The 21334-nt window shown below is 35.3% G+C and carries 13 protein-coding genes and 1 pseudogene; 5 read left to right on the top strand and 9 right to left on the bottom strand.

Translation table 11 applies throughout. The features are described from left to right. Nucleotides 1–3 precede the first annotated feature (3 nt). On the top strand, nucleotides 4–1368 hold the full coding sequence (locus OPR43_RS06370; RefSeq protein ID WP_265034583.1) for a hypothetical protein: 1365 nt from the start codon (nucleotides 4–6) through the stop codon (nucleotides 1366–1368). Here the strand turns inward: OPR43_RS06370 and rsmD are convergent. From rsmD to OPR43_RS06330, 8 genes are all read right to left on the bottom strand, one after another. Next, nucleotides 1365–1913, bottom strand: a complete 549-nt coding sequence (gene rsmD / locus OPR43_RS06365) for a 16S rRNA (guanine(966)-N(2))-methyltransferase RsmD (RefSeq protein WP_265034582.1) — start codon at nucleotides 1911–1913, stop codon at nucleotides 1365–1367. The genes OPR43_RS06370 and rsmD overlap by 4 nt on opposite strands. 119 nt (nucleotides 1914–2032) lie before the next feature. Then, on the bottom strand, nucleotides 2033–2665 hold the full coding sequence (locus OPR43_RS06360) for a WD_0853 family protein (protein WP_265034581.1): 633 nt from the start codon (nucleotides 2663–2665) through the stop codon (nucleotides 2033–2035). A 2-nt stretch (nucleotides 2666–2667) separates the two neighbouring features. Continuing rightward, complete coding sequence (locus tag OPR43_RS06355; RefSeq protein WP_265034580.1) at nucleotides 2668–5922, bottom strand: TrbL/VirB6 family protein; 3255 nt, start codon at nucleotides 5920–5922, stop codon at nucleotides 2668–2670. A gap of 90 nt (nucleotides 5923–6012) precedes the next feature. Beyond that, on the bottom strand, nucleotides 6013–9009 hold the full coding sequence (locus OPR43_RS06350) for a TrbL/VirB6 family protein (protein WP_265034579.1): 2997 nt from the start codon (nucleotides 9007–9009) through the stop codon (nucleotides 6013–6015). After that, nucleotides 9006–11405, bottom strand: a complete 2400-nt coding sequence (locus tag OPR43_RS06345) for a TrbL/VirB6 family protein (protein WP_265034578.1) — start codon at nucleotides 11403–11405, stop codon at nucleotides 9006–9008. The genes OPR43_RS06350 and OPR43_RS06345 overlap by 4 nt, the downstream gene beginning before the upstream one ends. A 33-nt stretch (nucleotides 11406–11438) precedes the next feature. Continuing rightward, nucleotides 11439–13973, bottom strand: coding sequence for a TrbL/VirB6 family protein (locus OPR43_RS06340; RefSeq protein WP_265034577.1), 2535 nt, complete (start codon nucleotides 13971–13973; stop codon nucleotides 11439–11441). Then, nucleotides 13966–16371, bottom strand: a complete 2406-nt coding sequence (locus tag OPR43_RS06335) for a VirB4 family type IV secretion/conjugal transfer ATPase (protein ID WP_265034576.1) — start codon at nucleotides 16369–16371, stop codon at nucleotides 13966–13968. The genes OPR43_RS06340 and OPR43_RS06335 overlap by 8 nt, the downstream gene beginning before the upstream one ends. Nucleotides 16372–16380: 9 nt before the next feature. Then, nucleotides 16381–16677, bottom strand: coding sequence for a type IV secretion system protein VirB3 (locus tag OPR43_RS06330; protein ID WP_253307377.1), 297 nt, complete (start codon nucleotides 16675–16677; stop codon nucleotides 16381–16383). Nucleotides 16678–16785: 108 nt separating this feature from the next. Between OPR43_RS06330 and lysS the strand changes: the two genes are divergently transcribed. The 4 genes from lysS (at nucleotide 16786) to OPR43_RS06310 (ending at nucleotide 19927) form a co-directional block, all read left to right on the top strand. Continuing rightward, the gene (lysS, locus tag OPR43_RS06325; protein WP_265034575.1) at nucleotides 16786–18516 is read left to right on the top strand and encodes a lysine--tRNA ligase; all 1731 of its coding nucleotides are present in this window, start codon (nucleotides 16786–16788) and stop codon (nucleotides 18514–18516) included. Nucleotides 18517–18715: 199 nt separating this feature from the next. After that, entirely contained in the window at nucleotides 18716–19030 is a 315-nt protein-coding gene (locus tag OPR43_RS06320) for a hypothetical protein (RefSeq protein WP_265034574.1), read from the top strand. A 26-nt stretch (nucleotides 19031–19056) separates the two neighbouring features. Continuing rightward, on the top strand, nucleotides 19057–19626 hold the full coding sequence (locus tag OPR43_RS06315) for a recombinase family protein (protein ID WP_265034573.1): 570 nt from the start codon (nucleotides 19057–19059) through the stop codon (nucleotides 19624–19626). Continuing rightward, a complete protein-coding gene (locus OPR43_RS06310; protein WP_265034572.1) occupies nucleotides 19583–19927 on the top strand; it encodes a recombinase family protein in 345 nt (114 codons plus the stop codon). The genes OPR43_RS06315 and OPR43_RS06310 overlap by 44 nt, the downstream gene beginning before the upstream one ends. Here the strand turns inward: OPR43_RS06310 and OPR43_RS06305 are convergent. Beyond that, nucleotides 19910–20668, bottom strand: a pseudogene (locus OPR43_RS06305) (IS5 family transposase). The gene OPR43_RS06310 and the pseudogene OPR43_RS06305 sit on opposite strands and share 18 nt — an antisense overlap. Between the last annotated feature and the right edge of the window lie 666 nt (nucleotides 20669–21334).

Genomic DNA, 21334 nt, shown 5'->3' with positions numbered 1-21334 from the left:
AAAATGAAAGTTATTTATCATACCAATGGTAATATCAAGCCAGAAGAAAATACAAAACACGTGATAAACTTTTTTGGAGTACTTGGATGTATTAAGGTTAATGCTCGTAGTAAAAATCCACCTAAGGAGCAAGAAAGTAAGTTAGTTAAGCATTATTTTGACTATCCTTATTTTTCTAGAATTGTTAATCCAGAATTCTTTAAAAAAGAATTGAATGATGAAGAAAGAAAATTCAATAGGAGAATAGTATCACTATGGTTATGTTCTGCTATATTTTCTACTGCTTCTATTGTATCGTTATACTTGGCATACCAGAATCAAAAATCAAAAAAGGTACTTACAGGGTTAGCTTTTGCATCAGTAGTGCTATCAATTTTGGCTACCATATGTTTTATCGTATTTTGCCTATGGATGCTTTTTGACTTTGTTAAGAAAAGGTTCGTTGTACATAGAATCAAAAGCTTTTTGGAAAATGAAGTTAGCCCTGAGTGGATAAAGCGTTACAAAAAAGAACTTGTAGGTGACGATAAGGAAGTGGATGCAGAAGCTCACGATCAAGAGTTAGGAGAAAATAAAGATATAGAAGATATCGTGGAGTTTCTCTTGGAAAGAAAGAAAATTGTAGCGCTATATGAATTTCTAACAAACGGTGAAAAGTTAGTTCAAGCTGGAATGGCAATGGTAAACATGTTGCTTGTAAAAGGTGTGCATCCGAACGATATAATTTTGGATACTAACTCTCTTGGAGGAGGAATTGCAGCAGAAGTTTTAAAAAGGTTTGAAAAGCAAGGGATTTATTTAACGCTAATTCATAGTAATTCTTATAGCTCACTTAAGGATGCAACTAATAACTTTCCTCATGGGATAGGGAATTTTTTCATGAGACGGCTTCCTGCAAAATTCTTGAATTTTTGGTTTAATCGTTGCGGATTGGAATTTAATTCACGAGAGATTATAGAGAATACAAAATGCCCTGTATTAATTGCTGGCAGGAAAGGCGATACTGTAATTCCACAGGAAGCACAACTCGTTGGTAAACTTCCAGATTCATCCACATCTGACACATCTGAATGGTTTAGATGGAATATAGTACTTGAACACGATCCTCAAAACACGGAGTGTAAGAGCAAAAATATTCATGCTGATCATAAAGAACATTTAGTTTATCGTGAGGATAATGATGATATAACAAAATACACCAGTTACGAAGAAAAAGAAAATAAATTTATTGAAAAAGCACATAAATATTTGTTGAAAGGTGAATTTAATAGAAATTTTAAGCTAAAAGACTACTGTAAAAGTAGTATCTTTGGAAGCTTGACGAAAATAGAACTGAAACCCATCAATGAAAAGCATATACAAGTTTAAGTTGATAGAGAAAGAAAAATTATTCTTGCTATACCGTAGGTGCGTTCCAAGATTATACTGAAGTTTTTATTGCACTCAAAACCTTCGTTTTTCCTAATCTCTAGAATTATCAATGCATCATCACTTAACCAGCCTGAGTGAGCTAGTCCATTCAACGTTGATTCAACCAGATTGCTATTGTAAGGTGGGTCTATAAAAACTACATCGCACTTTGAAATAGGTTGTGGCAATTTGTTAGCACTACAACAAATTAGCGTGACATTGTCCGTAATTCCAAAATCTTCTGCTGTTTTTTTAGGCAATTGCAAATTGTAATAATCTGAATCTACCATAAATGCATGCTTAGCGCCGCGAGAAAGTGCTTCAAATGAAAAAGAACCACTACCACAGAATAAATCAAGTACATTCAAGTTATAAATAGGTTTTCTTGAGGAAAGTATACTAAATATTGCTTCTCGGACAACACTCATAGTTGGTCGTGCAGCTAAATGCTTGCCTGTAGTTATTTTCCTTCCGCGATATTTGCCTGCAATGATGCGTAGCATATTAAATAAGCTCCAAAATAATTAATTATTTATACTATATGATTAATGTCAATATGGCTTTAGCAGTTTAATAGAGAGAAGCTATCGAGCCGCTTGTAAGAAAAACACAAACACAAGACTCATCCGTTATCTTTTTCTGATTTGTCTGCTGCATTAATTGCTTGACCAATCTCATCTTGTAAATCACCATAACTATTTCCTTCATCGTGATTGATCCCTTCAATTCTGCTTTCTAATTCTAACTTAATTATGGTGTTGATTTTATCTATATCATCTAGGAAGCCTTGACATTCTTCATTACTATATTCCTCACCAGATGCCTTTTTTTCGATAAATAGACTTTTAAACTCTGCTAGATCAGAATTCTGATCGGTATTTAGTACAACATTTCTCTCTATGAAGCTAAGATCCGACAGCAGTAAGCTAACCTCCAACAGATCTTCACTTTTCACGCTTTTAAGGTCTTCAAGGCTTTCTAAAATACTAAACACCTTAAGCCTTTCTTGTGCAATCTCTTTGTCTTCCTTATCAAATTCAGACAATAAACTATGATTATCTACAAATTTCTCACTCAAAGCTTTATTTAACCTAGTGAGGTCGATATTGTTGTCCGGTGTGTTATCTAATAGTAGATCTACTCTCGCCCTACGCGCATTTAAAATGTCGTCGTAGTCATTTAACTTTATGTTGCCATCATCGTCTTGCTGCAATTTGTAATAATCAAGGCCTTTGAAATTTTTATTAGTCTTCATCTTCAATCCTCTTCTCCTTTTGCATCTGGTTTCCTCATTGGTTCCGGTAATTTCCTTTTGACCGGTTGATCAAGCTTGTCTTTTTCTGGTTCTCTCTTGCGTCCTATGGTGTAATCATGAAGCTTATTCAAGAAATCTTGCCTATGCGATTTTGCTCTACAGAGCAGATTACCTTGGTAACCATCTTTTTCTCCTGTACGGTGGCTAACTCCTATAGAATCAAGGCCATGCTCCCAAGTAAATTTCATAGCATCTTCTATTGTATAGCCCAAATGTGATCCTACATACCCTTTGTAATATTCTAAATATCTATCAATTCTTCTATGCGCAATATCTTCTTTATCAACTCCAAATGCCCTGTAGATCTTTTCCTCAAGCTTATCGACGTCATTTTTAGGTGATGTTGCAAACTTTGTTGCTTCAATAGTAGCACCTACAAATTTACGTGGCACATCAATAACGTGTTTCAGCACACCTCCGACTCTTGGTATCCTGCCTAGTAGATTAGCTGTACCTCCAGCTAGTTGATTAGGGAGCCCAGTAGCAAATTTACCTAGAGACTCAAGTCCTCCACCAATAGCACCTTGCAACATATGCTTAGGTAGAGAAATTAACCCCATTAAATTAGTTACTCCAGCCTTTTCAAAAAATTTAGGTAACGGTATCTGAGATAATATACCACCTCCCTGATACATACTAGATATATTGTAAACGCTGAATCCACCACCAGCTATACTTGAGCCCATTTGTTGTACGAACTCGCGTAAAGAGAACATTAAAAATGAAAGCAGGAATAATACAAAGATTTCCCCTGCATTGATTAAATAACCTCTCTGTATGTCTTGCACCCTTTGGTAATCGCTATTTTCTTGATAATTTTTGCAATCCTCACAATCTTTACATTTCTGACAGTATTCACTGTTGGGATCCTTATATAACTTATGAAGTTTCAGTATTCTACAACCTTGTTGTTCTACTACTCTCTGCACCAAAGACTTTATCTCTCTTTTTAGATCTGGTCTTATGGTACCTTTTCTGTAGTCATCCACTATTTCCCTATAATTTTTACATTTTTCTTCATCTTGCTGAGATTGACAGTAAAGCTCTGTTATTTTACTATTCATACCACCTATCTTTTTGTCTATATTATTGATCAGTAATATAATGTCAGCCCTCTCTGATGCATGAGATAAACTATTTGTTAAGCGCACTAGATCTTTTTCACTACAGCCATTACTAACTACCATATCACTTTCTGCAATATAGTGGTCTGCTGGATTACTTTGAGTGCCAGGAATTGGATTAAAGAAAGGATAATCTATATAACGAAACCCTTTTATATATTCACCATTTTTATCTTTAGGGTAATCAGGTGGAAGAGGTATATACCCAGCGCCGCCAGTAAATTTTATTGTACCACCTTCTCTGCTTATCTTTTCTATACCTTCTATGTTCTTATCTACGTTCAGCGGAGAAGCTTCTCCAAGAGTGTAAGGTACGAAAATTTGCCCTGGGGTCCAACCAAAGTACTGCTTATCAACGATACAAAAACCACCAAACACCCATTTTGGAGCACATAACCTTACCTCAAACCATTTATTGTAGCATACAGTAAAACCTAACTGCCTATAAAAGGTATTCATTATAATGGAAGCCAGTAATGACAAGAGAGTAAATATCATAATCGACTTTAAACAAAAACTGATGCAGAATTTTATCCAACCTTCAAATAGACTTTTCAACGGTGAAAATAAAATAGAAATTAGAAACAGTGGCATGATGGCTATAAGAAAAGCTATACCCATAAAACCAGAGAGGAATATTATGTAAGCATATAAGCACAGCAAGAAATATAAAACTATCCCTATGAAAATTGCCGGTATCATAAGAAGGCTTGCCCACATTTGGTAATGTAAAAACGCTGCAAACTTTTTCCAAACAGAGTAAGCAAAAAACTTGTTGAACATGTTCTCCATAAAACCAAACAACTTATCAGTATTTGAATTAGGAGCAAAGTTAGTAATTATACTTATCAATTGTTCAAGACCTTTGATGAATAAAACGAGAAAATGATCATAGAAAAATCTAAAACTTCCAGGAGATATAAGCACTATTACTAGAGTGATTTTCATCATTCTGATGAGCATATCATGCTTAGTTTCTCGTATCATGCCAAAAAGATAAAGAAGCGATGAAATCATTACAAATAGAACAAGCAAGGAAAGAACAAAATTGTGAAAGCTCGTACTTTTTTCAGCTATATTTTCGAACATAGCTTGTGCAACTGCAGGATCATTGCTATTAAAATGTTCTTTGCAATTTTCGTTAATCAATAATACACATTTTAGATAGTTATAAATGTAATCAAAAAACCCAAAACTACTTGGCTGCTGCACTCCACTTAAGAACTCAAAAGAGTAGCCACCTACATTATCTAAGTAATATCTATCTAATATTTTTACATATATTTTCCATCCCTTTTCTAACTTCATCGTATTACAATTCCTATCCTTTAATTTAGTGCTATCTCTGTCTAAAGTAAAAAGTCCATTGTCGCCCTCAGCTGTGGAATTATAACCTAGATGTACAGTAGGATATTGAGGATCGCGCATTAATTTTAGATTTTCGTTAGGATCATCTTTCCCCGTTTGAAACAAAAGATAAGCACCATGACCGTTGGTAAACCAACATGGAGCACCACGTGATACTGTATTTGCGCTATCATCTTCATTAATGCACTTGCAATTTACAGTGCAACTTGCCTTAGGATTACTTGAAAATTTTTCTATGCTAGGTTTATAATCATTACAAACTAAGTGAAAGTCAGGTAGACTATTATCACCTGACTTTCCTTCAAATTTAGTTGCATATTTTAACTGCTCCAAGCTCTGTAAGTTATAACTGCCTTTAGATTCCTTCTTGTTATTATTACTCCAAGATGTCCATGCACCATTAACTCGCACTTTTAAACTATCTCCATTGGTTTCGAGTCCGGTATTCTCCCACTTCACCACTTGGTTATGGTGAAAACCATAATTAATTTCGCCAGTTTCAGGATCAACAACTTCTCCATCTCCTGGAATAAACGCATCTTGGTCGCTTGAAAAATGAGCGCTTACTGCAATAGGTTTAGGACCAAAATAGTCAGCAGATATGCACCTTGGAAAAGGCATATCATTCTTACTACAACCTGTGATCAGCATATAAGCTGCAAGAAGTAATACCCTAAACCAACATTTGCCTAAGCGTGATTGCATATCTAAACTTTTTCCAAATACAGAAATAAATTTCTAAAACTTTACTTAAAATATCTTTTTAATTAGTTACTCCATAACATCATTCATATCTTACTCCTCTCCATTCTTGTTTTTAGCTTCATGATCACTAGAATTACTTCTTATTATTTCATCAGGAATTTCTTGCTTGCCTGATTGTTTTTTAGGTCTATCAGAATCATCACCCGTTGTTTTATCAGAACTTCCTTTAGAATCTTCTTTTTTGTTTGATTGATTTGGTGTATCAGGCAATCTAGCCTCAATTTTTCCCCGATCTTTACTCATTTTCTGCTTGATACTCTGTATCATACTTTGGGTCTTATCATCAAGGCCAACGGTTGACAGTATAGCTTGTGATGCGCTACCGGCAACTTTGCTAACACTTTGAGCAACCCCAAAACCAGAGCCGAATAGTGCTTGTGCCATAGTTTCTGATATAGAAACAAAAGCTTCCATTGCATTAGCAATAATTAAGTACATAAATGCTTGGATCAGATCTATGGGCAACGCTGCAAAGTGCCCACCAGCCCTTTCTCCGGTACTTAATGCAACATCAACATTAGTGCCAGGACTGTATCCAAGAGGCAGTATTGATTTCATCAAGCACAGATCATACGATAAGAAATTTACGCTAATTAAACATTGATAGCATGCAGAAAAATTTGTGAGATTGTATAGAACTGAATACATCAACTGATTTAAAAGAGATAAAGATGAAAATAAAATAACTGGTTGTACTGCAACGTGAGCCAGCGTTTTTATCCAGTTATCAAACAAGGGTTTAGTCTGTTGAAATAAAATAAACACGATAAACAAAGGTGTTAATGACAGTAAAAACGCTACTAGAACAGTAGATATTACATATTTAAACGTAGCGCTAATAATGCATTTTAAAAACGCAAAAGTAGCGTAGAGTATTGCCAAAAATGCAATAAAGCCAAAAGGACCAGAGAGCATCAACGATAAAAACTTTAACCAAGTTTCTGCTGTGAATAATACTCCTGCTGTCAAGTCTAAGAATGCAAATTTTCTCCCCCCTTCCCCTATATAGCCAGAAAAGCTATCAACTAAATAAGTGCTACCATCTATAAAAAGTCTGGATAAAGTTGTACCAAAAAGTTCCCAGCTTCTATCGCTAAAGGCAAAAGCTATAAATGCTATCTTGAACATTCTTACAATGAAATCAAATTTACTTAGCTGTATTGTTCCAAGCATATAGCCAACGACAGTAAATATAACGTATAGAGTAAGCAAAGCTCTCACTCCTTGTAGAAGACCTCTTGCATATCCTTTGTATGAATCTTTAACGCTGTCACCAATTACTTCTTTTTTCATAAAATCAAATATCTCGTTTATATTCGATGAAATAAAATCGTTAATTTTCTTTTTAACAAACAAGTTTACACTATACTTATTGTTTTCGTAATATTTGCCCTTCTTGTCTGTAATGTCATCTTTCTCCACGTTGCTTACATCAATACCAAAATATATCTTCTTAGACTCTTTGTCCCCCAAATGACTTCCATCTATTATGTAATATTGTATATTATCCTCTGTTATTTCACCCAACTTCTTTACTTCTTTGAAATCATTAGTCTTCGTAGCAGATAGATCACCTGGCGGGTTATCACCCAAATACATATACAGTTTTTCGCCATTAATGTATTCACATGATCTAGTGACTTTAACATGGTAACCGCCCCTATTAGCTTTATAGTGACCATAATCTGCAATAGCGAGCATCACACTACTACCAGATGTTACATTTTTTACTGTATAGTCACTATTTAATTTCAGAGAAAAATCCTCAAAATTATCACTAATTTGCGAACACACATTATCCTTTCTTGCACCTACTTCATTATCTGGAAGACATTGCATACCTTTAGCAGTATCTTGATCATCAAGATCACCAATTTTTGCAACAAGAGCCTCAGCCCAGGAAATATCTTTTTCAGTGTTTGATGTAAAATCAACGTTAATCTGCTTGGGATCCCCTTTATTTTCTTCTATCTTCTTAAGCTTATCTTCAACTTCTTTAAGGTGAGAATACATATCACATTTGTCGTTTTCATTATCATATTTTTTGTATCTTATAGAAGAGACACGGTTTTGTTCTCCCGCTTGACCTGAACCATAGTTCCATATACCCTTCTTAGTATAGCATATATTTTGATGGTAACAGTTAAGCTCATAGGAGGAGTACTTTTTTCTCTCATCAAGACTACAGTTTTTTCCATCACATAACTCGTTCAATCCTATTTTAGCGCGGCGTAAATCAAGTAGCGAACCATATATCCATGGTTTGTTGTCTTCAATATAACCTTTATTAAAATGTACCTTATTATCATATGGAGTGTACCCATTGCCAACTAGCACTTTGCTTTCCTTTGCTTTTGTTTTATCAAGAGGTAAAAATTTTATTTTATTTCTCTTTCCATCCTTGCCCTCACAAAAAAATTCCTCTCCCTCTTGCTTGCTAACATTCAATATTTCACTTGCTGACACTTTTTCACCTCCTTCTTCAGCTCTATAACAATTGTCATCAAAACTGATGCCTTTCCCTCCTGGATTGTCATAATCAATTGTTATTTTTCTGGGAACTAAGCTAAAGCTTAACTTATCACCAGGACTTACTTTAATTCCAGTGTCCACATAACGTCTATTGCTGCCAAATCCTTTACCACCGCACAATTCGTTTTCATTTACGCCTTTTTCATCAACGCCATAATTATTAGGCACATCGTTAATATTTGCAGCTTTACTATAATTTGGTTCTGAGCCATCAGCACAAAAGCTAGCTGGCACAAGTACTTTCCTTGGATTTTTGTCTTCTTTAAAAGGGCAAAAATTTACTGATCCATCGAGGGTGAATTTGATTTCCTCACCCTTACTAATTACTTGACCAGAATCAACCCAATGAATTTTAACTTCTTCACCAGCTTTATGAACTGGAACATCCACGTTAACACTAGTGTTTCTGCTCTGCAACCCAGGTTCGACACAATCCATGTTACAACCAGTGATTGCAAGACACAGTATCAACAATAGTGATCTTTTACTTATCATTGCTGTCTTCCTTGTGGTATCTGAGGCGTTGACCTTTGAGTCCCTTGTGGTATTTGAGGTCTTGACGCACCTGACTGTTGAGGAGCACCTCCTGCTCTTCTTTGAACGCTTTGTTCATCTAACCCTACTGTTCCCATTAAGCTTTGTTGATATTGTCCTCCAGGTTCGTTTTGCACATAAACACCAAACAACGAGTCAGATATTGTCGAAGAAGCTTCCACTAAAGCTTTCATAGCGTGTCCTAAAATAACAAAAGCCATCATAGCGGTAATATTAGGTGTATATTTGGAAGCATAACCATAAAAAATACAAGGGTTAAAAATCTTTAGGTTAATACTAAGTATACACGTAGAGCAGACTTCAAAATCAAATACTGAATATATGATATAATCCATAACTTGACTTATCAGTGATATAAAAATTAAAAGCACTACTGGATGAATCGCAAATCTTGCTAAATTTTTAACCCAGTTGTGAAACATCTGCCTAGTATACGCAAATAAAAGACAAATAATAAAAATAGGTGCTAAAGAAAGTAATAACGCAACTATTGCTATAGATGTAATAAAAGAAAATAAGGCGTTGAAAATAGATAAGCTCACTGTGATTAAACCCCAAATCACCAAGCAAAAAGATACAATGCCTAAAGGGCCAGAAAATATAAGAGATACTATTAACAATACTGAATGCGATGACAAGAACCTATTGAGCGGTAAATCAAGAAACTCAAAAACATTTGAAGTAGTGCCTCTAAAATTTGCTATTTCTATTAGTTGTTTTGGAGTGTTAATAAATATAGAGAATGCATTGTTATAAAAAAAGTCCCAGCTATTATCCTGCAATAGCTGGGCGATGATTCCTATCTTTACGCATATAATTAAAAACTCATATATAGAAATATGAGTTAATCCAAAAAAGTAATAAAGAGTATATAAGATTATATATAGTACTAACAGTGATATTATAGTAGATCTAATGGTATTTGTTCTACTTGATTTTATAAAACTTTCGTAAAGAGACTTTACAGGACTAGTATCAGAGTGAATTGCGTTAGGATCTTTGTAGCTAGAGCCGAAAAATGCAGTTTTCACTTTTTCATCAAAGAAATTATATATTGCACTAAAAGTTCTTGTAGGTGGCTCTTTAGTTGTGAGGTTAATGCTAAACTGACCTTCATTTTTGTAATCGCAGCCATGGTCTCTTATTCCGTAATATATGGTACCTGTTTTGTCTTTTAACTTTTCTTTTAAGCTTTCCATGTATTGAACGTCATGAACTTTGCTAATATCCACAGATATATCCCCCTGATTTTCATCACCAGGCTGATGCTCAGGGAATTTATCAGAAACGCGTATGTATAAGTTGTTTTCCAGATTAGGAGTCCTTGTTACTCTTATATTGAAACCACCTTTGTCATTTTTATCGTAGCAGTACTTGTCATTTCTACTACATAAATTAAAAGTTAATCTTGGTGTTCGATAGTTATCTCTTATCTTGTGATCACAATTAGTGCATAAACCACCTCCTGGAATGTGTTCAAAATCTTCACCATCCATGTGAATTTTCAAAAGTGTAATGCCAGTTTTTATCTGTTTTTCTTTTAGTATTTTACTAATAGCTTCAACATCAGACCGGGATATCTCACCTTCTACACTATTGTATTCAATATATGCGCAACCTTTGTTTCCGCTGCCGGAAGGAAATTTACATATACGTCCACAGAGTAAATTTAAAATGTGCGTATCTATATTACTTGCACTGCTCTCTGAAAGCTTGCTGCAATCTATATTTTCTCCTTGTTTTATAGATTTGGCAATCTTTTCAATCTTTTCTCTACTATTCTCTTCAACTAATTTTGATGGGTCTAAACTCCAATACTCTTTTCCATTCAACCATTCTGGGTTACCTACAATATACTTATTAGGACATATTTCATCCTGACATCCTTCACGATTTAAAACGTGTGCAAAATACTCCTCTTCTTGTTCGCTGCACTTTTCATCAATTTTCACATACCTGATTTTTGTCTCACTCTCTTTATCTTTACACACTTTACTTCCAATAACACTAAAGCTTATCGTATCGTCAGCTTTAAGTGCAAATGGTAATGTTACGTCATTTCTCCCAGGTCGAATTGCAAAATCTGCATACTGCTTAGGACAAAAATTAATCTTGCTAGGCACTATATTAATCTCTGTTACTCTTATTCTATCTGAGATATTAACACCGGAATCAACCCACTTCTGCTCTGTTGACACTATATCTAGTTTTTCACGCAAACCTGATAAATTTTCTGGCTTAATACAGTGATCCTCCCCGCATCCAGACAATAAAAAAAGCACCACAAAACTTATGCATAGCTTACCCAAGTTTTGGTTACTTAAACGTTTAAGCATCTGTTACTTACCTTAACTAGCATCACCGCCACCTTAGTTAATCTTTTCGCTGGAACCTTTACCACTATCTCCACCTCCTCCACCAGTACCTCTTGCCTTCTTGACAGCCGCAGCAGCAGCTTGACCAACACCTCCAGCAGCAGCTCTGGCAGCAGATAAAGCTTTGCCCACCATTTGTCCAGGTGTATGACCTGAGCCAAGTGCTGCTCTATGGTTACCAGCAAGTTCAGCAGCCATGCCAGGAAGAATGTTTAAAAAGTGGTAAAAGAGGAATAATACTAAACACAATTTTAATAATTCTCCGATGAGAGAGCTGCCAAACTCCATGTATGTAAAGTCGAATAGACCAAGTATGCTGCTCTTTTTAAAGCTATAATTTTGCATCATACATGCAAGAGTAGTTTCATTTTTATCACATTCCCCATCTTTCAATTTAAACCACTGTTTTTTCTTACTATATGAGATTTCTGCTTGTTTCTTTTCATATGACTTGTCCGGTTGTTCATTTTTATATGACTCGTCCAGTTCAAAATTTAAATTTTTAAAATAGATTTTATCACATGCTATGAACATAAAGGACAAAAACGCAAAAAGGATAACCGGGTATAAGCTATAGGTAATCAACTCTTTCACCCAGCCGTCAAAATATCCTTTGGTGTGTTGGAATAAAACCATAGGAATAAACAAAGGTGATAGAATAACAATTACACTTAAAGCAACTAGAGATAAAATAAATACATAGCACAGCCACAAAATAACCATCATCAGCAAAATGGCCATAAATATAGCAACAAGAGCTATTAAAATCTGTCCACCAGCAAAAATAATACCGATTATCGAACCTGCAACTAACAAGACAGGAGCAGCACCAAGCAAGATTGCTAACGTTGCAACACCTCCAGTACCAATTTTGCCACCAATTCCATCTAAAGGAGCACCTAAATAAAATAAAATCCTGCAATCAAGCCTATCCCAAGGTGCAAGATAACTGTAAGATATTTTCTTCCCATCACGCATGTATTCATAATCCCTACCTGATTCATAATTACATATACCTTTACTTTCAGATGATGCCTTCAATACTATTTCTGATAAGCCATTTGAAAGCTTCGTCAAATACCCATAGTGCTTCTGCATGGCATCACCAGTTGTAAAATACATCACTAAAGCAAACTTAATGATCAACATATACATTTCTTGAGGTCTCTGAACTCCACCAGACATGGCTTTTATAGAGAACAGTACTAAAGCTAAAACTAAAACAGCAGTTACAGTGTTTTTCAGCCTTTTCTGTGCTACAGATATAAAACTCTCACCATTTGGTGCACCTTTACCTGCAACTAAATTATCTAACGATTCCTTAATGCATTGCACTATCATAGAAGTTATGGGAATAGGAGCTAATGATTTACTCCCTGCCTGATCATAGCAAGCCTTAGAAACATACTGGCTAAAACAGCCAGCATTATCATGACCTACAAAAACTTTTCCTTCTTTTTCCTTATTTCTTATAGTAGTTTTATAGTCATCATTATTACCAATAGGAACTTCTTCCTTTCCTGTACCATCTTTATTTTTGAATATCATCACAGATTTTTCACACATAGGAGCAATCGGGTCAGGTGGCAATTCTGTGCATCCCATATCAACCCCTTGCGGCCAAGGAGTCATTTCGATACCAAGCATTCTCACACTTGCTAACTCCACACACAATCTGCCCATTTTTCTCACTGCTTTGAATGTAGCTCCATGTATGGGTTTGCTCTGTCCTGCTTTGAGAACTCTACATTCCAGACCACCATCAACCTTCGAGGACCATGACCCATCTACGTATCCAGTGTCTTTCTCCCTGACATCAAAGTCTATGTATCCAGGTTTTCCTCTGGAATTAAAGTCTACCTTATTAAAAAGATTACCAAAAGTTAAAGGGTTTCGATGACATACTTCTATATATTCACTGTATTGCACACCATTTTTTGGCCAGTAATAACTCTCTGTACTCTCCTGAACGTTAGAATTTAAGGCTTCTTTTTCTGCTCTTTTCCCGTCATAATCTTTTTTGTTCACGTCTTCCCGAGCTTTATTTTGCAAACAAGAAAAATATTCATCTTCTGTTTGGTAATTTTCATTGGTGCAGCCACTATAACCTGTGTCTTCTAATTTAAAATTTTTGTATTTTCCATCATGATCACGTGCAACTGGGTGTTTAACAAAACTATGTTCACAAACAACAAGCCCTCCTATCGCTTTCCAGACTCCAACGATTGCAGCTATCATTCCAACAATAACAAAAGCAGTAAACAAACCAGCAGAAGAAACGATCAAAACAATGCCAGTAAATATTGCACCAACAGCAATCGCTATTCCAGCAAGTGCTGCAGCTGTTTTAAAAGCTCCACAATCAGGATTAGAGGCACGACTAAAGCTGCCAGTAGAGTTAAATCTACTAACAAATTCCGTCTTGTCAGTACCACTTACTCCATCTGCAAGTACTGGATATGAGAGTAAGAAATCTATATTTAGTAAAAATATCGCAATTAATAGCAATGACAGCTTAGTCTTAAACATTTTTTACCTTCTGATAAAATATAGGCAACCATACTTTTGGGTTGTCCCCAACTTCATTTAATATATCGTGTAACAATAGAACACTTTCTGCACGTCCGGATAATACGTTGATTATATCATCCAGGTCTTTTAAGTCTATTCTAGCTACTACAGCATTAACTCCTTGTTTCACTAAAAAGAATCTAGTACTTGGATCTGTGTGCTTAATTAATATATATTCACGTTCAGTTAACATAAAAACATCCCGATAGACACTAGTAGCTTTCAGATTTGGTAAAAAAATCTGTGTCGCTGTTTGTTGTACAAGCGTATCGCTAATAGCACTTTTACTTGCATCCTCAACACTCTGAGTAGCAAAAATCACAAAAGCATTTAGTTTTCTCAGTACCTTCAACCAGTCTTTTATCTTGGGTGCAAAAACTGGATTATCTATTAATGCCCATGCCTCATCAAGAACGATAATAGATGGAGTGCCATCAAGAGATATACTAATCCTATGAAATAAATAAATCAATACTGGTCCAAGGGCAACAGGATCTTTGAGCAAGCTAGCCATCTCAAAACCAAATACTCTTGCTCGTGAAAAATCTAGCAAATCTTCTTTATTGTCAAATATTGCAGCATGAGAACCATTATCATGCCACATAGATATTGCCCCAGCTAGAGTATCAGGACCTGCAAGCCCTAAAAACGGTACGAGGTTTCTCAAGAACCTGTCTTCTTTTCTTAATTTAAAATTCCCTTCAATTGCATCATTAATTCGTGCAATATCTTCTGAAGTAAATTTATCATTATATACCGAAATTAAAGACTTTATCCACTCCATTAAAAATGTTCTATTATCAGAGGTGTCATCAAGTTGCAAAGGATTAAAATTTGTTTTAGTTCTTGGTTCTATTACAGTATAGATACCACTAAGTGCTCTCAAAAAAATCTCTGCACCGCGATCTTTATCAAAAAAGAATATCCTTGGAGAAAACTTCATCGCTTGGGCACACAAGAAATTCATTAAAACAGTTTTACCAGCACCAGTTGGGCCAATTATCATAGTGTGTCCAACATCCCTTATATGAAAGTTGAAAAAAAATGGAGTACCAGATGTTGTGTCAAAAACTGTAACGGCATCTCCCCAGTGGTTATTGAATTTATTACCAGTAGGATAATTATGTTGAGATGCAAATCCAGCCAAATTAAGACTACTTATTGTAGCTTTTCTCACTATATAATCGAAATTACCAGGAATTTGCGCCCAAAATGCTGGTTCAAGGTTAACTCTCTCACGGATAGGGTAAACACCGCAATTAGAAAGCTCTGATTCTACCAACGACAGAGCGTTATCCAATGATTTAGGACTTTTTTCTATACATAAAATAGTCAGGTGATGTTGACCAAAGGCAATCTTACCACTCATTGCGTCATCAAGCGCTTGAGAAATTTCTGCTATTTGAGAAATAGCTTTATCTGCAGACTGTATCATTCGATTTTGCTGTATCTGCATTTTTCCAATTGCTATTTGCCTGTTTGTAAATTGAAAAGATTGCGTAATTATAAATTCGTAAGGAAGTTGTAAAAAAGAATCAAGCATTCCTGCAGAAGTATTATTTCCATACTCTTTTATACTAACTATTCCAGCATATTTACTCTCATTATGAGTCACAACCTGTATCATCTTACGGCCAAAGAATAATCTATGTACTGGTAAGTATCTTGATATTTCAGTTCTTAGCGGAAAAAGCGTATTTGTAACGAAGCCACAATTTACAATTCTAGATAGAAACTCCATTATTTCACAGAACAAACCACCTGGAGTTTCTTTTACTCCAAGGATTTTAGGCGAATAATTCCTAAGGCTTGTCACTACACGATTTGTCGTTTCCTCTAAATCTTCATATGTGGCACGCATATCACTTTCCCAAGCATGTTTTGAAGTTACATGCCCGAATTTTTTTAGTAGATGTGACAAAAATTCTACTCCTTTCGTGTCCGCTCTACGGATAATCGTAATGTATAGGTCATTAATAAATGATTGCCTTGTTGCGTGTTTTTCTCTCCATTTTAGATTTACGTGATTAGCGAAAAAATTCGGCAAACCTTGACTTGCAAATTCATCAGAAAAAATATTTTTCTTACGTCTGATAGTATGAAAATACAAACTAAATGCCGGAGATGAAATGCTTCTTAGCATCTGGTTCCTGATGTTGTTCTGTATGACTAAATCCTCGTCATCAGCGGTTTCAAATGCAAAACCACTTAATTTTATAACCTTAACCAACCAATTTTCTTTTGTCATCAAGGTTGTGCTATTCCAATAGCAAGAATAAGGAATAAATTCAGCAGCGTGAACTTCCCTGTTCAGAGTAGATTTATTCTTCGATTGAATAGCCCTAAACCTCAGCATCACACAACGTTAAGCAATATCATAAGAATTGGCTCCATGATAAAAACGATTTAAACATTTCGAGCACTTTCCTAATTTTACCATAAATAATTCAATAAACAACGGTTCTTTTGCAGAAGCTATATAGCCAAGTCCATGTATACCTGGTAACATTAAGAGAATCACTCTCAAATCATTTGAATTAATGAAAATTAGCAGGCAAATCAGAACGTTTAATATTGCAAACATATAACTCACACCAAAGAGCATTGCAGGTCTTGTAAGACCTTTAAATAATTGATCTGTTTGTATACTACCTGTGGACATATCTTTAACCTTCTAATAATCGCTCTAACACTAATACTATATCATTATATTAAAAATCCATTGAAACTAGTAGCACTTTAAGTTAAGGTACATTATTTAACCCAGATAATGACAAGTTGGCCATTTCAAGAAGCAGAAAAAATATTGCAAGAGTTTCCTAATAAAAAAGAAATAATATTTGAAACTGGTTATGGACCCTCTGGTTTACCCCACATAGGAACCTTTGGAGAGGTTTTTCGCACTACAGTTGTTGTAAATGCATTAAAAAAAATAGCTCCTGGTATAAAAACCAAAATCATTGCAGTTTCAGATGATATGGATGGTTTACGAAAAATACCAGATAATGTGCCAAATCAAGAGATGCTAAGAGAGCACTTAAATAAACCATTGACTATGATACCTGATCCATTTGGCACTCATCAGAGTTATGGTCATCATATGAATTCATTGTTGTGTAAATTTCTTGATTTGTTTGAATTTGAATACGAATTTAGGAGTGCAACAGAGTGTTATAAATCTGGCGTTTACGATGAAAAACTTTTACTCTTGCTGAAAAATTATGATAAAGTGATGGACGTAATGCTTCCATCATTTCGGGAAGAAAGGCAGCAGACTTATAGTCCATTCTTGCCAATATGCCCAAAAACTTCTCAAGTTTTACAAGTTCCAGTAATTGAAACAAATACAGATAAAGGAACAATCACGTATGAAGATCCAAACGGGGAAAAAATAGAAGTTCCGGTAACAAAAGGAAAATGCAAACTGCAATGGAAACCTGATTGGGGAATGAGGTGGGCCGCATTTGGAGTAAATTACGAAGCTCACGGAAAAGATTTAACTCCATCTGCTGTGCTTTCAAGTCAAATATGTGAAATACTTGGAAAAAAGCCACCACTTCTGTTTTGCTACGAGCTTTTTCTTGATAAAGAAGGAAAGAAAATATCAAAATCAAAAGGAAATGGCATTTCAATTGAAGAGTGGTTAACTTACGCACCAACAGAGAGCTTAGCATTGTACATTTTTCAGAGTCCTAAAAAAGCTAAACGTTTATATTTTGATGTGATACCAAAATCAACTGATGAGTATCTAGAGTTTGTTAAGCGTTATAATGAGAATAAAGAAAAGGATACAGACAGTAGACTTACTGCAGAATCGCCTATAATTTCAGAACCATTTGTTACCTCAGAGGCTTCTGTTATCCCAGACCCCTCTACTGTCATCCGAGTAGCGGACACTGGGATCCAGGAAGAAAAAATATGGATTCCAGTGTCAAGCACTGGAATGACACCTGACCGAGGTGCTAATTTTTCACTAGAACAACGATTAGACAATCCTGCATGGCATATCCACCAGGGCAAAGTTCCAAATATAGATACTTCAGGCATAAATTTCTCGCTACTTTTAAACCTAGCAGCAGCTTGTAACGCCGAAAACAAAGAGATCCTATGGGGTTTTATATCCTCTTATGCACCAAACGTTACACCAGAAAATAATAAAATGCTTGATAGACTTTCAGACTTTGCAGTAAAGTATTACCACGATTTTATCAAACCAACAAAATCATATAAAACTCCAAATGCAAAAGAGAAAGAAGCGTTACTAGATTTGAAGGACACTTTACATTCTCTATCTATAACTGCTACTGCTGAAGAAATTCAATCTCAGGTATTTTCTATTGGAAAAAAATATGATTACACCAACTTACGTGATTGGTTTCAGCTATTATATGAAACGTTACTTGGCCAAAAAACCGGCCCAAGAATGGGATCCTTCATAAAGCTTTATGGAATAGATAATACGATTTCTCTCATAGAAAGCGCTACTAAATGTATACTTTAGAGTTTACCTTCTTTCATTTGAGCTCTTTAGTTTTAATAAGAATTCCTTGACACATTTTGCCAGCCCCCTTATCACTACTCCGCCAACAATGTTGCAAAAAACATAAAACTAGAGAAAACTATTTCTCGAAAACTTCTGTGTCCAAAAACAAAAGTGCCATTTATTTATAGCGCTAATAATCGATTAACCATCAGCTTCAATGAATGATATGAACATATTATTTCAAGGAAAGATAATGGGAAATAAGAGATTAGCTATACGGATTAGTTGTAGCTATGAGCCTAACCGGTTGGCAGAAAAGTATTTATCAGATGCTTATGAAAAGTCAGCATCAAAGGGAGAAAGTCAAAAAAACTTAAAGGATAAAAATGGGATTCAAGGAGGATCAAATGGTAACAGTGAGTTTATATGCAAGGGTTTCTTCGGGGAAACAAGCACAAGAAAATACAATAGCAAGTCAAGTTGCAGCTTTAGAGAAGCAAATTGGTATGGATGGGTACAAATTATTGAGTGAGTATAAATTTATTGATAACGGCTACAGTGTTAGTCCGTCCTAATCTAGAAAAATTACGTGATAAAGTAACAGAAGGTAAAATTGATAAGATTTACATTCACTCTCCTGATCGTTTATCTAGAAAATATGCATATCAAATGATATTACTTGAAGAATTTCAGAAAGCAGGAGTAGAAGCGGTTTTTTTAAATTATGAGATTAACGATAACCCAGAATCTCAATTGCTGTTACAAATGCAAGGTATGATAGCAGAATATGAACGAGCGAAAATTATGGAACGAAGTCGTCGTGGAAAGATTTATGCAGCTAATAAAGGTTGTGTAAGCGTAATGGGAGGAGCTCCTTATGGCTATCGTTATATAGATAAACATATGGGAGGAGGACAAGCTTTATTTGAGATTAACGAAGAAGAAGCTGATATTGTTCGCAAAGTATTTTTGTGGGTAAGCAGGGAAAGAGCAAGTATTGGGGAAGTATGCCGTCGGCTAAATACTATGTCTATTATAACACGAACAGGAAAAAAGTGCTGGGATAGAAGTGTAATTTGGGGGTATGTTAAAAAACCCTACTTACAAAGGACAAGCAGCTTTTGGTAAAACAAAAGTAGGTGTAAAGTTACAACATATAAGACCACAAAAACATTCTTGTGAACAACCGAAAGATAATTACTCTACTTATTCTGTTGAAAAAGCAAATTGGATTTATGTTGAAGTGCCAAATATAGTGGACGAAGATGTGTTTGATATAGTTCAAGAACAATTAGCTGAGAATAGAAAAATAGCAAGGACAAGAGAAAGAGGAGCAAAGTATTTACTACAAGGTTTAATCGTATGTAAGCATTGTCGTTATGCATATTACGGAAGTTCTGTAAGAACCTGTTTAAAATCTCCTCAATAGAAGAGAAATAAAGGAAAGAACAACCATTTGTAAACTTGTGTTGAGTTTACGCTCGCAATTTTTCCATAACCGTCTACATTTTTCCAACCAAGCAAAAGACCGCTCGACAACCCATCTTTTTGGCAATACAGCAAAGGTATGTAATTCGCTTCGTTTTACTACCTCAACAGTTGCACCAATAGTTGCTTTTATTTGTGTTGCAAAATTTTCTCCTGTATAGCCAGCATCAACGAGTATATTTTTGACTTCAGAGAGGTTTTCTTTAGCATTTTCCACCATTTTTACAGCACTGCTACGATCGGTTGCTTCTGCCGTTGTTATATGAATTGCATGTGTTGTGTATCAACTGCGATATGACCCTGAAATCTTTTCACCTGCATCATAGCCCTTTCTTTCAGCAGTATCTGCGTTTTTGACGCTTTGAGCATCAATTATGCAGAAACTGGTTTTCTCTTTCCGACCACTGTTTTGTCACAACCAATTTTTTTTAACCAACAAGCTTGGCTCCTTTCCTTTCTTTTTACTCCACATTTGAAAATAGTAATATATGTTTTCCCACCTTGGAAACTCTTTTGGCAACATTCTCCACTGACAACCACTTTTTAGCACGTATAACACTCCACAAAATACTTTGTATATATCAATTAATCTTGGTCTTGTTTTCTTTTTCCTACTTTCTAAAATTGGTTTGATTTTTTCAAATTGCTCACGACTTATGTCGCTTGGATACCTTTGACTCATTTATATACCTCATTATTTACCTGTTCCTACTTTAGCTCATCTCTTTGAGATTTTAAACAGGTTCTTAGACAATCCCTTCACATAGAAGCATTCAGTTGGCCACCTTCTTAATCATTCTTTGAAATAAAGAATAACAAGAGCTTCCATGTGGTTACTCCGTTCCATGAAATCGTTTCTCGTTAAACTTAGGTCCTTACTATTTGCCGGGGGATTGAAAACATCTTAGTTAGACTGCACCATTCTGACTATTCATTTCCCCATACCTTTGGTCTATGCGTATCAACTTTATTTCGCATATTTTGATTAACGACAATTCAACCATAAGTTCCTTTCGTAACCATATTTAACTATTCTCAGGGGGATTTATTACAAAGTTTAATATTACCCCTTTTTGATCCATGCTTGCACCTTAGTAAGTCGCCACTTTCCTAAAATGTGGATCGCGATTTCAACCCGATGTTAGAGCGGATGGAATTTAACCATCACGATTTCATGACTATCGGATCGCACTAATGTAACCAGACTGCATTCTGTGATTTTTAGCAAAACACGATCTTTCATTTGAGCTTTCTTCAATTTAAAATAAATACAGAAAATTGCTGCCTATAGCTAAACTGACTTAGATTTACCGACGATTTGATAAACGACAAATTCGTCATCCCGCTG

This window comes from Wolbachia endosymbiont (group A) of Apoderus coryli (genome assembly GCF_947251615.1).
Classification (GTDB): Bacteria; Pseudomonadota; Alphaproteobacteria; order Rickettsiales; family Anaplasmataceae; genus Wolbachia.
The sequence above is the reverse complement of the archived record's forward strand: the minus strand, read 5'-3'. Positions and strand labels throughout refer to the sequence as shown.

Bases quoted from the DNA above. Each gene is read 5' to 3' on its own strand.
- OPR43_RS06370 (WP_265034583.1), top strand. From the start codon at position 4: ATGAAAGTTATTTATCATACCAATGGTAATATCAAGCCAGAAGAAAAT.
- rsmD (WP_265034582.1), bottom strand. From the start codon at position 1,913: ATGCTACGCATCATTGCAGGCAAATATCGCGGAAGGAAAATAACTACA.
- OPR43_RS06360 (WP_265034581.1), bottom strand. From the start codon at position 2,665: ATGAAGACTAATAAAAATTTCAAAGGCCTTGATTATTACAAATTGCAG.
- OPR43_RS06355 (WP_265034580.1), bottom strand. From the start codon at position 5,922: ATGCAATCACGCTTAGGCAAATGTTGGTTTAGGGTATTACTTCTTGCA.
- OPR43_RS06350 (WP_265034579.1), bottom strand. From the start codon at position 9,009: ATGATAAGTAAAAGATCACTATTGTTGATACTGTGTCTTGCAATCACT.
- OPR43_RS06345 (WP_265034578.1), bottom strand. From the start codon at position 11,405: ATGCTTAAACGTTTAAGTAACCAAAACTTGGGTAAGCTATGCATAAGT.
- OPR43_RS06340 (WP_265034577.1), bottom strand. From the start codon at position 13,973: ATGTTTAAGACTAAGCTGTCATTGCTATTAATTGCGATATTTTTACTA.
- OPR43_RS06335 (WP_265034576.1), bottom strand. From the start codon at position 16,371: ATGCTGAGGTTTAGGGCTATTCAATCGAAGAATAAATCTACTCTGAAC.
- OPR43_RS06330 (WP_253307377.1), bottom strand. From the start codon at position 16,677: ATGTCCACAGGTAGTATACAAACAGATCAATTATTTAAAGGTCTTACA.
- lysS (WP_265034575.1), top strand. From the start codon at position 16,786: ATGACAAGTTGGCCATTTCAAGAAGCAGAAAAAATATTGCAAGAGTTT.
- OPR43_RS06320 (WP_265034574.1), top strand. From the start codon at position 18,716: ATGAATGATATGAACATATTATTTCAAGGAAAGATAATGGGAAATAAG.
- OPR43_RS06310 (WP_265034572.1), top strand. From the start codon at position 19,583: ATGTTAAAAAACCCTACTTACAAAGGACAAGCAGCTTTTGGTAAAACA.